Origin of the sequence: Daejeonella rubra, assembly GCF_900103545.1 — a bacterium.
In the GTDB taxonomy this organism is placed as follows: Bacteria; Bacteroidota; Bacteroidia; order Sphingobacteriales; family Sphingobacteriaceae; genus Daejeonella; species Daejeonella rubra.
In genome coordinates this window covers 175,484-188,136 of record NZ_FNHH01000001.1, presented here as the reverse complement: position 1 = coordinate 188,136, position 12,653 = coordinate 175,484, and the positions used below count along the sequence as shown (strand labels likewise).

Genomic DNA, 12,653 nt, shown 5'->3' with positions numbered 1-12,653 from the left:
ACGATTTGTATTTTTGCAATTCATACAAAAAAGATGGCTAAGCGTACACGAATTAAAGATCTATTAGTTTCCAGCGATTTCGGAAAACAGGTTTCCGTAATGGGATGGGTAAGAACATTCAGAAATAATCAGTTTATTGCTCTGAATGATGGTTCAACTATTAACAACATTCAGGCAGTTGTAGATCTTAATTCATTCGATGAAAGCCTGCTAAAAAGGATTACAACCGGTGCTGCAATCTCTATCAATGGAGAAATAGTAGAATCATTAGGAAAAGGACAACGTATTGAGATCAAAGTAAATTCCCTTGAAATATTAGGTGATAGTGATGCAGAGAAATTTCCATTACAACCTAAAAAACATAGTCTCGAATTTTTGCGTGAAATTGCACATTTACGTTTTCGCACGAACACTTTCAACGCAGTTTTCAAAATAAGGCATGCATTAGCATACGCTGTACACAAGTTCTTTAATGATAAGGGCTTTGTTTATATGCATACACCAATTATTACAGCCTCTGATGCTGAAGGAGCAGGAGAAATGTTCAGGGTTTCAACATTTGATCCAGATCATATCCCACGCAATGAAGATGGAACAGTAAATTATAAAGAAGATTTTTTTGGTAAAGCCACAAACCTAACTGTTTCCGGGCAACTTGAAGGTGAGCTTGCCGCCATGGCTTTTGGAGATATTTATACCTTTGGACCAACATTCAGGGCTGAAAACTCAAATACTACACGCCATCTAGCTGAATTCTGGATGATTGAGCCTGAAATGGCTTTTTATGACCTGAATGATAATATGGATCTGGCAGAGGAACTGCTTAAATATTTGATTCGTTATGCCATAGACAATTGCGGAGACGAACTTGAGTTTCTTAAGAACAGGCTCCTGGAAGAAGACAAACAAAAACCACAGACAGAGCGCTCTGAATTCGACCTTCTGACAAAACTTAATTTCTGTTTGGAAAATAATTTTGAAAGAATCACCTATACTGAGGCAGTCAGTATCCTTAAAAACTCCAAACCAAATCAAAAGAAACAATTCAAATATCTGATCGAAGGCTGGGGTTCTGATCTTCAATCTGAGCATGAGCGTTACCTGGTAGAAAAACATTTCAAGAAGCCGGTAATATTAACTGACTACCCCGCTGATATCAAATCCTTCTATATGCGTATGAATGAGCCAGATACAGAAGGAAGAACAACAGTCAGAGCAATGGATATACTGTTCCCGGGAATTGGTGAGATCGTAGGTGGTTCACAGCGTGAAGAGCGTCTGGAAAAGCTTGAAAAAAGAATGGAGGAAATGCACATTCCTGCTGAAGACATGTCATGGTATCTGGATACACGCCGATTTGGCTCAGCTCCCCATGCTGGATTCGGCCTGGGTTTTGAGCGTTTGGTACTTTTCGTAACTGGAATGACAAATATCAGAGATGTAATTCCATTCCCGCGGACTCCAAAAAATGCTGAATTTTAAGATTTCGATCTAACATTAAAGGTTTTTTACTGTTCTTATCATTAATGCCATTCGGGTATTCCTTCGTCTGTACGGCTGATAGATTTTATTTTAGTAATTTTATATATGCTCATTAAGATCTATCCTGAAAACCCGAATGAAAAATTAATTCAGCAGGTAGTTGATGTCCTAAAAAAAGGCGGAGTAATTATCTACCCTACTGACACGGTTTATGGCTTGGGATGTGATATTACAAATCCAAAAGCAATAGAACGCATCTGCAGAATCAGGGGTATTAAACCTGAAAAAGCTAATTTCTCATTCGTTTGCTACGATCTCAGGCATATTTCAGATTATACAAAGCCTATAGACAATGAAACATACCGGATTCTAAAAAAAGCACTTCCCGGACCTTTTACATTTATTTTCAATGCAAGTAAGAATGTTCCAAAGCTTTTAAGCTCAAATAAAAAAACAGTAGGGATACGCGTTCCGGATAATAACATTGCACGTGCAATTGTTGAAATGCTTGGTAATCCTATAATTTCTACATCTATCCATGACGATGATGAAATTATCGAATATTCTACTGATCCTGAATTGATCCATGAAAAGTATGAAGATATTGTAGATCTGGTAATTGATGGCGGCTATGGCGATAATGAGCCCTCTACGATCGTAGATTGTAGTGAAGGTGAATTTGAAATTATAAGACAGGGAAAAGGCAAACTGGATCTATTCCTGTAAATCAGTTATTAGAAATCCTATATTTTCAGCTTATTGAACCACCAAAAATGCCCTATCAAGTATTATTTATTGCTTTTTATAAAATAAAGCCCTGAATTATTTTAGTATTTTGGTCGCTATGGCTCAAGCAATAAACTTAAAACCTTTCAAAGATTTTTTCAGGTCCGAACAAATAGGTGGAATCATATTGATTTTTTGCGTTATTATTTCCCTGACTATAGCAAATTCAAATTTAGGAGAAGCATTTGAGAGTTTATTAGCTACAAAACTTGGATACAGCAGTACAAATATACAACTGGAATATTCTGTATCACTTTGGATCAATGATGGCCTGATGGCTATTTTCTTCCTTCTTGTTGGACTCGAAATAAAACGTGAGATAATTGAAGGTGAATTGTCAAGTCCTCAAAAGGCTGCCATGCCAATTTTTGCGGCCATAGGCGGAATGATGTTCCCTGCCGCCATTTATGCATTGATCAATTCAAATTCTCCAACAATACAGGGATGGGGAATTCCAATGGCTACTGATATAGCTTTTGCACTTGGAGTGATATCGCTTTTGGGGAAACGTGTACCTTCATCATTAAAAATATTCCTTGCGGCGCTAGCCATTGCTGATGATTTAGGCGCAATACTTGTCATCGCTATTTTTTACACCAATGAACTGCATTGGATGCAGCTATTATATTCAGCAGGTATATTGATTTTGTTGATCGCTATGAATAGACTTGGTGTAAAAAAGCTTTTTTATTATATTATTCCGGGTATATTTCTTTGGTATTTTGTACACCATTCAGGCATTCATGCTACTATTGCAGGGGTGGTGCTAGCCTTAACAATTCCTACAAATCCGGTAAAAGACGTCTCTCCTCTTGAAAAATTAGAGCATTTAATAGTACGGCCTGTGAACTTTTTGATCATGCCTATTTTTGCTCTGGCCAATACCAATATTCGCTTTGAAAATAAAATGATCGATGGCCTTAGCAGTCCGCTTGGACTGGGAATAATTTTCGGCTTAGCACTGGGAAAGCCAATAGGTGTAACGCTTTTCTCATGGCTTTCTGTGAAGTTAGGCGTAGCAAAATTACCTAACAAAGCGAATTGGAAACATATTTTCGGTCTCGGATTGCTTGCAGGAATAGGCTTTACCATGTCAATATTTATTGCCTTGCTTTCATTCAGTAATCCTGAATATAAGATTGAAGCAAAATTTGCAATTCTTGTTTCTTCTGTTCTGGCCGGAGTATCAGGATATGTATTTCTGAACGCTCTCAATAGTAAAAAATCAAAGGTATCGGCTAAAACAGCTTAACCTCAGGGACGGATCGATTTAATGAATTCAGGAATTCGCTGCAAAGCATTTTCCGTATCCAAAAATTTCACAAAAGCACTGCCAACAATTGCCCCACGGGTATATTCAGCAGCCTTATTGAAACTTTTCTGATCTGAAATCCCGAAACCTATCATCGTCGGATTCTTAAGATTCATTTCCCGAATCCTTGAGAAATATGCATCCGCTTCATTTGAAACTGTTAAATTCTTTCCTGTTGTTGAAGAGGAAGATAGAAGGTAAATAAAACCATTACTTAAGTCATCAATTTTCCGGATACGTTCTTCTGAAGTCTGAGGAGTGACAAGAAAGATATTACTGATATTATTACTAATAAAGTTATCCTTATACAATTCTTCATACTCTACCATAGGAAGATCAGGAACAATCACCCCATCCACTCCTACTGCCGCACAGGAATCACAAAAGTTCTTAACGCCATACTGCAACACCGGGTTAACATATCCCATTAATAATACGGGGATGGAAACACGCTTACGAAGTTCTTTTAATTGCTCAAATAGAATTTTTAGATTCATCCCGTTCTGAAGTGCCTTTTGGGAACTATTTTGAATAACCGGCCCATCTGCCAGGGGATCAGAATATGGAAAACCAATCTCCATAAAATCTGCACCTGCCTTTTCAATGGCTTCTGCAATATCCAGTGTACTGTTTAGATCAGGATACCCTGCTGTAAAATAAATGGATAAAAGAGGTTCTTTCTTATTTTGGAATAATTCGTTAAGTCTGTTCATATTATTGCAGGTATTGAATATCTGATGATCAAAATCATTCAGTATTATAAATTAAAATAGTTCATATAGGTGTCCAGATCTTTGTCGCCACGACCTGAAAGGCAGATAACAACAGATTCCTTACCAGTAAATATCATTTTCTCAAGGTATGCAAGTGCATGTGCGGTTTCAATAGCAGGAATTATCCCTTCTAATTCAGAACATAACCTACCCGCCTGCATTGCTTCATCATCTGTAATACTTACATATTCAGCACGATTTTGTTTAAATAAATGAGCATGCTGAGGGCCAATACCAGGATAATCAAGTCCTGCAGAGATTGAGTAAGGCTCAATAACCTGACCGTCATCATTCTGCATCAGAATGGAGCGGCTTCCATGTAGTACACCTTCTTTGCCCAATATTGTTGTAGCGGCAGATTCACCACTATAGACACCCAAACCTGCAGCTTCCACTGCGATTAATCTGACATCCTGGTCATCCAGAAAATGATAAAACATACCCATAGCATTACTTCCACCACCAACACATGCCATCACAATATCCGGATTTTCCGAACCTGTCTTCTCAAGTAGCTGTTTCTTGGTCTCCTCAGAAATTACGGATTGAAACCGGGCAACCATATCAGGATAGGGGTGCGGACCAACAACAGAACCAATGATATAATGAGTATCAATTGGATTATTGATCCAGTCTCTCATCGCTTCATTGGTTGCATCCTTCAGGGTTTTACTACCTGAGACCGCAGGGACAACTTTCGCCCCCATCATTTTCATCCTGGCTACGTTTGGTGCCTGCCTTTCAATATCGACCTCTCCCATATAAATGATACATTCAAGACCTTTAAGAGCACAAACTGTTGCTGTAGCAACGCCATGCTGACCCGCTCCTGTCTCGGCGATGATCCGCTTCTTTCCTAATCGCTCGGCGAGCAATATCTGTCCAACAGTATTATTGATCTTATGAGCTCCGGTATGATTCAGATCCTCTCTTTTGAGATAAATTGTCGTTCCATATTTAGCAGATAAACGTTCCGCATGAAATAAAGGCGATGGCCTGCCCACATAATCCTTCAACAACATATGAAACTCTTCCTGAAATCCCTGCTCATAAATTATATCCAGATATTGCTGACGGAGTTGCTCTACATTCGGATATAACATTTCAGGAATATATGCTCCCCCAAAATCGCCATAATATCCCTTTGGGTTCACGCCCCATTTAACCGAACTTATTATAAAATCTCTGTTCATATTTTATTTTTTTTCCTTTTCAGGATAATTTTAAATTCTCACTAATTCAAATGCGGATTTAAGACTATTTATATCTTTTAATCCCGGTTCCAATTCAAATTTACTATTCAGATCTATGCCATATAAATATTCAAGCCCTAAATTACTGATCTCAGGAATATTTTCGGGACTTAAACCGCCACTTAGAAAGTACGGTTTTTGCCCCTTATACTGATCAAGTATTTTCCAGTCGAACATGATACCGGATCCCCCATGTGCTGCAGTTTTTGTGTCAAACAAAAAGTAATCTACCACGTCATTAAATGGTTTTAGTTCATTAAAATCAAAGCCGGGAAAAATTCCAAATGCCTTTATTATTTCAATTTTTTTAATCGGCATTCTGAGATTTAGCATATCTCTCAACTGCTTACAAAATAAATCCGATTCAGAACCATGCAGCTGAACGGCATTCAAGTCATATTCATCTACCTTTTGTATTATTTCTTCAATTTTTTCATTAACAAAAACTCCGGTTAACTTGATGGAATCAGGCAGTGAACTTAATACACTTTTATCCGGATTTCCAGCAAATCGCTTAGATTGAGGATAAAAGATCAATCCCATGTAATCAGGCTTCAACTGAGCCAGATCAACAATATTATCCGGATCTCTCATCCCGCAAACCTTTATTTTCATGAAAGCATTTTCTTAAAACTATTCAGCGCCTTCTTACTCTGCAGTGATTCTTCTGCTTCATAAAAACAGTCGGCAAAAGATTGCTCAGGTTTTATCGTGCGAATTGCTACAGCTGCATTACAAACCACAACATTGTTTTGTTCAGTAGTCCCCTCCCCTTCCAGAACTGCTTTAAAAATATCTGCCGATTCCTTAACAGTACTACCACCACCAATTTTAGCAGGGTCAATTTTCTCAAATCCTAACTGAGCTATTGAATGAATATGCTCGCCGGAAGCTGAAAAAGTTTTAAAATCACAGGTCAGCGAAATCTCATCATACCCTTCAAGCGCATGAACAATCGTATACTTTGTGTCTGATTTTTGATATAGATAGGCATATAATCGAGCCAGCTCAAGGCTAAATACTCCAACCATCTGATATTTAGGCCTGGCCGGATTCACAAGAGGACCCAACATATTGAAAAAAGTTTTTACACCCAACTCTCTTCTGATAGGTGCAACAGTTTTCATTGCCGCATGAAATAATGGAGCATGTAAAAAGCAAATTCCTGCTTCATCTAAAGATTTCTTCAAATGATCAGAATCATTTGTAAAAGTATAGCCAAGATATTCCATCACATTGGATGAACCACAGCCTGAAGAAACACCATAATTCCCATGCTTGGAAACCTTATATCCGGCACCAGCAACCACAAATGAGGCAAGAGTAGAAATATTAAAAGTATCTTTACCATCACCACCAGTTCCACACAGATCTATCAATTCATATTCATGCAGATCTGCCTTCAGGCATAGTTCAAGCATTCCGTCTCTGAAACCTTCGAGTTCTTCAACAGTAATATTTCGCATACAGTATGCGGCCATGAATGCCGCCATTTGTGATGCATTATATTTTCCAAGCGTGATATTGGTCAAAATCTCCTTCGATTCATCCCTCCCAAAGGTCTTTTGTTCAAATAGGTGATTTAATATTTTTTTCATAGATATTTTATATTTCAGGCAGCAAAGCCGGATATTTTAAACTGATAGATTTTAAAAGCTTCTTTTCACGACAAATATGTTTTTAACAAAAAAGGGTTGCTCTCTGAGCAACCCTTAGTATTATTTTCTTTATACTGAAAAACACATACCTAACTGATTGCCGAATGTTTGAACATTTGCCACCACCAGATCGTATATATTTGCTTTATTATCATTGTTTAAGCAAATATGAATAAACTTTTCATTAGCTGCAAACCTTTTTTGTAATTTTAAAAATATGAGGGCAACCAGAAAATCAAGAAGAATATTTAAATTAAAAATATATTTAGGAAAAGCCGCACTTATAATTTTAGGTGTTTTTCTGGCATCATTCGGACTAAAAAGTTTTCTTTTACCCAATCATTTTATTGATGGCGGTATTACCGGGATTTCACTTCTAACCTATCAGCTGACTGGTATACCAGTTTCAATCTGGATCATCGTTTTTAATACCCCTTTCATATTTATGGGTGCCAGGCAGATCAGTAAGAGTTTTGCTATAAAAACCACACTGGCAATTCTGGCGCTTGCATCAGTGATCTATTTCATAGATTTCCCCGTGATCACCGACGACAAATTACTAATATCAATTTTTGGTGGCTTTTTTCTCGGAGCAGGAATCGGATTGGCAATAAGAGGTGGATGCGTGATAGATGGCACTGAAATTCTGGCTGTTTATATTAACAGAACCAGCATTCTGAGTATGGGAGATATTATTTTGCTGATCAATGTAGTTATCTTTATTGTTGCTGCCTTTATCCTTAACATTGAAACTGCACTTTACTCTATATTAACCTATTTATCTGCATCCAAAACAGTTGATTTCATCATCCAAGGAATTGAAGAGTATACCGGGGTAACTATCATTTCTTCCAAGAGTGCTAAAATAAGAGAAGCAATAACCAAAAAACTAGGTCGCGGTGTAACTATATATAAAGGTGAAAGAGGACTGGAACATTCTCAGTTTAAAAATAAAGATATCGATATCATCTTTACAGTAGTAACCCGTTTGGAAGTATCCAAGTTAAAAGAAGAGGTTGAACTAATTGATCATAAAGCATTCATCGTAATGAACACCATTAGTGAAACAAAAGGGGGTATTATCAAACCAAGGCCACTGCATTAATACCCCATCATACTAATAAAAACAAATTTTTTCTTCCTTTAAACTGCAGATTAGAATTTTCAATATGCTAGCTTAAATTTAAAAAATAGTCAAGCCGAAAACTGAAGTCGAAAGTGCACTAGTGACGAAATAACGACGTCATGCCTACACTTGCGGCAATGCAATTATATGTCGTTACCTTTTCTAAGTTCTTCAAAATTAGTATTTCTGATAATACAAAAACGGTGCAGCTTCCGGTGATGTTTAGGCGCTTCAGATGGCAGACTTAATAATTGTATCACATCGATCGGTGAATTACTTTTTCATCGACAAGATGTAGGCAACCATCGTTTTTGCCTCTTCAAATGATAGTTTGGGATGAGGGTCCATTACTGGATAGCCCCAACTTCTGCTTCCTCCCATGATCACTTTTCGAGCAAGCATCTCAATATAAACTTTATTTACAGGATATCTTTTTGCTATATCATTAAAAGCCGGACCCACCGATCTTTGGTTAATTTTATGACAAGTATAACAATCTGAATATGCGATCAATACTTTACCTTTTTCGGCAACTTCGTCAGGTATGCTATCGTTTATACCTGGTATTTGTCTGATATAATCAATCGTTTTCCTTGAATTCTTTTGTTCAGGTTTATTGTTACAAGAAAGAAGATAGAATGTTGCAAATAATAAACAACCGAAAAAAAGCATGTTTTTCTTTCTAAACATATTAGCGCTATTCTCAATAGATTTAAATTATTGTATTTTTTGCTTTTCGTGCTCTCCTCGATTTTACATTAAAACAAATCTATGTTCTTATTTAATTTCTTTTCAAGGTTAATTCAAAGAATCAGCAATAGATATTTCAATATCAGTGAAAATGTTAAGATGAGCAAAATGTTAGCTAACGTTAGTTCGTCTAAAAGCCAGGCTTTATATTTAAAATTAAGCATTCTTAAAAACATGCAATATCTTATACAACAGAGTTTTTATTAAATATTTACAGACTTTTTAGACAGACTGAGTTTAAAATAGCAATAAACATTTATTCTCTGAGAATGCCCCTGCTCAAAAACAAAGTATACACAAATGAAAGCAGGAATAACATTCCAACAAATTGATGCAGAATCGCATATATCAAAGGGATTTCACCGGTAGTATTTAATACTGTCAGCACACCTAAAAGTATTTGAAGGAATAATAATAATACTGGCAGATACCTGACCTTGTATAATAAAGTGCTCTGAGCTAAATTTTTAGTTTTGAAGAACCAAATAATAACAGGAATACAGATAATATAGGCTAATCCCCTATGAATAAATTGCACGGTGATCAAGTTATGTGTGATATCTTCCATAAAGCTTCCCTGGGTAAACATTCCGGAAGGCCATAACATCCCATTGATATCAGGCCAGGTAATTGCAGCAAAGGCAGCACGTAAACCTGCCATAAATGCGCCATATATTAACTGAAAAGTAAGCAGGACCAATAGCCATATATTGATATTCTTAATTACTGGTACATGCAGAACTTGATTTTCTGTAATGCTAAGCTTTAATGCGAACCAGAATACATAACATAACAATATCAGTGCTGAAATAAAGTGAATTGCCAGTCGTATATGGCTGACGTATAAATTTTCATCATTAAGTCCGCTTTGTACCATAATCCAGCCTATTGCTCCCTGCAAACCACCCAACAAAAATAAAATGATCATTGGGTTGACCATGTTCCTTTGGATCTTTTTGCTTATCAAAAAGTAAATGAAAGGAAAAATGAATACAAGTCCCATGAGCCTCGCCCAATCACGATGAAGCCATTCCCAGAAAAAAATAAACTTGAAATCACTTAAAGAGAAATGGCTGTTGAGATGTTTGAACTGAGCTATCTCTTTATACTTATCAAAAGCCTCCTGCCATGCTTGTTCATTCATAGGAGGGAAAGCCCCTATTATTGGCTTCCATTCTGTAATAGACAATCCAGATCCTGTTAAGCGTGTTATACCTCCAATAATAACCTGGATCATGATCATGATCAAACCAACATACAACCAAATGACCACATGACGATTATTTTTAGGCAAACTCATTGTTAATGTTTTAGAATAAAAGGACTGAAATAATGTATTCAAATATCTGTATTAAAAACTTATTGCCATGAGAATTTAAACAAGTGAATGTCAAAATTGAGGGAGAAATGCTGAAATCTATCTAAAGCAATCGCGAGGTTAAGGAGATTATTTTTTACGAAAAACACTTGAAAAAAAGTTTAAAATCCGACTACCTTACTTTTACTGGTCAGATTATCAGTCATTTATGTAACATTTTCAATATTCAGAGTCAGTAAATTGTCAAATAAAATTCTTTCAGCTTCTAAGACAGAATACATTAATCTGCTATGCATTGACATAACTTATTAAAAATCAATAATTTACAATAAATTATTTTTAAAAATAACAGTATTAAAATGTAACTTCCATGTAAATTCGGATTCATTTGAATCAAAAATTCAAAAAACAGGAATTACAGGGTAAATTCATTGAAATAAATACCGGGAAACCTGAGTAAATTTGTAATACCAATTATATTCAGAGGGCAAACACCAATGAATTAAAAAAATACTTTAATTCCTTAGTATGAAAACGCAGACCTACTCAGTCTTAAAAGCAATAAGGACAATGTCTTTATTACTGTTATTTATTGGATCAAACACAGTAAACCTGATTGCATCCAGCAAGAAAGCAAATTTGGCCGATTCGATCACTTTTACCCAATATAAAGGTAAGGTTGCCGATAGCAGGAACAAAAAGGAGCTAAGTTTTGCAACATTATCACTAATGGGGACCAATATTTCTACTGTAACCAATAGTGAAGGTGAATTCTCTATTAAAGTTCCAAATAACAAACTGGCTGGTCAATTGATGCTCAGCTATATAGGCTATAAAAACAAAGTCGTAAGTCTGAAAGAATTAAAGCCTGATAATAACTTAATCACACTCGATCCATATAATATTGCTCTGGGCGAGGTAATAGTATCAACAAATGATGCAGAATTACTTTTTAAACAAGTTTTACAAAAAAGAGAGCAGAATTACAGTAAAGATCAAAACCTGATGACCGGATTTTACCGGGAGACCATCAAAAAGCGTAAAACATATTTGTCACTTTCCGAATCTGTTGTAGAAATTGAAAAACAACCTTATATCAGCAATACAGATGATTTTATCCAATTATTCAAGGGGAGAAAAAATACGGATTATACAAAACTTGACACCCTGACCTTTAAACTACAGGGCGGACCATATACAACCATTTTTCTGGACATCATGAAATATCCTGATATTATTTTTACCGATGATCCCTTAGCTAATTACACATTTAGCCTGGAAAACAACACACAGATAGATGACAGAAAAGTTTATGTTCTTTCATTTAAACAACGTCCGCAGATTATAGACCCACTTTATTATGGGAAATTATACATTGATACCGAGAGTCTGGCAGTGATCAGTGCCACCTTTAACCTGAATGTTGAAAACAGAAAAGCAGTAAGCAATATGGTTACTCAAAAGAAACCGATTGGTGCAGAAGTATACCCAACAGTGGCATCCTATCAAATTAACTATCGTGAAAGCAATGGTAAATGGCTCTTTGGATATTCCCGCGGCGATATTATTTTCAGAGTAAACTGGGATAAAAAACTTTTCAATTCAACCTATGAATCAACCATAGAGCTTGCTGTAACCGATTGGAAAAAGGGATTTAATGATGCCAAAAAAACAACCGAGAAACTCAGGCAAAACGTGATCATGATCGATAAAGTATCAAATTTTGCCGATCCTGAATTCTGGGGAGAATACAATATTATTGAACCAGAAAAATCCATTGAAACGGCCATAAAGAAAATTCAAAGAAAGATGTAGTTTTAGATTACATTAAGAGCTTTTCAGCTCTTCAATTGAAGAGCTAATTATATACGGGGATCTTGTTTTGAAAACAATTTCTTATCAGCATAAAATGTACCAAAAGGTATTAAAGAAGCAACAAAACCCATTGTAAGCTTCCAGAATGACCATTTATATAAAAAAGTAACCTGCAGAAGCAATACTATATAAAGTATAAAAAGCACGCCATGAACCATTCCAACCACATAATTTGGTCCGGGCATATCATACCGGTATTTAAGTATCATAGTGAATCCGATCAGGAGAAATGAACAGCCTTCAACAAATGCGATAAAACGAAATCGGTCAAGTGGAGTTTTAAACATGGTTATTTTGAATTATTATCGCGTCAAAAATAT

General features: G+C 36.1%; 12 protein-coding genes. 5 read left to right on the top strand and 7 right to left on the bottom strand.

What is annotated here, in order from left to right; all coding sequences use genetic code 11:
- Window positions 1–33 precede the first annotated feature (33 nt).
- The 3 genes from asnS to nhaA all read left to right on the top strand — a co-directional run bounded on the left by asnS (window position 34) and on the right by nhaA (window position 3,520).
- Complete coding sequence (gene asnS / locus BLR27_RS00835) at window positions 34–1,482, top strand: asparagine--tRNA ligase (RefSeq protein ID WP_090697829.1); 1,449 nt, start codon at window positions 34–36, stop codon at window positions 1,480–1,482.
- A gap of 105 nt (window positions 1,483–1,587) precedes the next feature.
- Window positions 1,588–2,208 (top strand): L-threonylcarbamoyladenylate synthase, encoded by a 621-nt coding sequence (locus BLR27_RS00830; RefSeq protein WP_090697826.1) that lies wholly within the window; start codon window positions 1,588–1,590, stop codon window positions 2,206–2,208.
- Window positions 2,209–2,326: 118 nt separating this feature from the next.
- Window positions 2,327–3,520: a Na+/H+ antiporter NhaA gene (gene nhaA / locus BLR27_RS00825; RefSeq protein ID WP_090697822.1), complete on the top strand. Its 1,194-nt coding sequence runs from the start codon at window positions 2,327–2,329 to the stop codon at window positions 3,518–3,520.
- 2 nt (window positions 3,521–3,522) lie between these two features.
- On the opposite strand, the gene trpA is transcribed toward nhaA, so the two are convergent.
- The 4 genes from trpA to trpD are packed head-to-tail and all read right to left on the bottom strand — an operon-like array spanning window position 3,523 to window position 7,204.
- Window positions 3,523–4,293 carry a tryptophan synthase subunit alpha gene (gene trpA, locus BLR27_RS00820; protein ID WP_090697819.1) on the bottom strand — a complete coding sequence of 257 codons (771 nt, stop codon included), beginning with the start codon at window positions 4,291–4,293 and terminating at the stop codon, window positions 3,523–3,525.
- Between the two features lie 44 nt (window positions 4,294–4,337).
- Window positions 4,338–5,546: a tryptophan synthase subunit beta gene (trpB, locus tag BLR27_RS00815; protein ID WP_090697815.1), complete on the bottom strand. Its 1,209-nt coding sequence runs from the start codon at window positions 5,544–5,546 to the stop codon at window positions 4,338–4,340.
- A 30-nt stretch (window positions 5,547–5,576) separates the two neighbouring features.
- The gene (locus tag BLR27_RS00810; RefSeq protein ID WP_090697811.1) at window positions 5,577–6,221 is read right to left on the bottom strand and encodes a phosphoribosylanthranilate isomerase; all 645 of its coding nucleotides are present in this window, start codon (window positions 6,219–6,221) and stop codon (window positions 5,577–5,579) included.
- Entirely contained in the window at window positions 6,218–7,204 is a 987-nt protein-coding gene (trpD, locus tag BLR27_RS00805) for an anthranilate phosphoribosyltransferase (protein WP_090697807.1), read from the bottom strand. Before trpD ends, BLR27_RS00810 begins: the two co-directional genes overlap by 4 nt.
- Before the next feature lie 277 nt (window positions 7,205–7,481).
- Here trpD and BLR27_RS00800 point away from each other — a divergent pair, with 277 nt between their 5' ends.
- On the top strand, window positions 7,482–8,369 hold the full coding sequence (locus BLR27_RS00800; RefSeq protein ID WP_090697804.1) for a YitT family protein: 888 nt from the start codon (window positions 7,482–7,484) through the stop codon (window positions 8,367–8,369).
- Window positions 8,370–8,663: 294 nt separating this feature from the next.
- Here BLR27_RS00800 and BLR27_RS00795 read toward each other — a convergent pair whose 3' ends face one another.
- Both BLR27_RS00795 and BLR27_RS00790 read right to left on the bottom strand, forming a co-directional pair.
- A complete protein-coding gene (locus tag BLR27_RS00795; protein WP_090697800.1) occupies window positions 8,664–9,080 on the bottom strand; it encodes a c-type cytochrome in 417 nt (138 codons plus the stop codon).
- Between the two features lie 316 nt (window positions 9,081–9,396).
- Window positions 9,397–10,440 (bottom strand): COX15/CtaA family protein, encoded by a 1,044-nt coding sequence (locus BLR27_RS00790; RefSeq protein ID WP_090697797.1) that lies wholly within the window; start codon window positions 10,438–10,440, stop codon window positions 9,397–9,399.
- 588 nt (window positions 10,441–11,028) lie between these two features.
- Between BLR27_RS00790 and BLR27_RS00785 the strand changes: the two genes are divergently transcribed.
- Window positions 11,029–12,273, top strand: a complete 1,245-nt coding sequence (locus BLR27_RS00785) for a carboxypeptidase-like regulatory domain-containing protein (RefSeq protein ID WP_176767568.1) — start codon at window positions 11,029–11,031, stop codon at window positions 12,271–12,273.
- A gap of 47 nt (window positions 12,274–12,320) precedes the next feature.
- On the opposite strand, the gene BLR27_RS00780 is transcribed toward BLR27_RS00785, so the two are convergent.
- A complete protein-coding gene (locus tag BLR27_RS00780) occupies window positions 12,321–12,620 on the bottom strand; it encodes a DUF3817 domain-containing protein (RefSeq protein ID WP_090697791.1) in 300 nt (99 codons plus the stop codon).
- Between the last annotated feature and the right edge of the window lie 33 nt (window positions 12,621–12,653).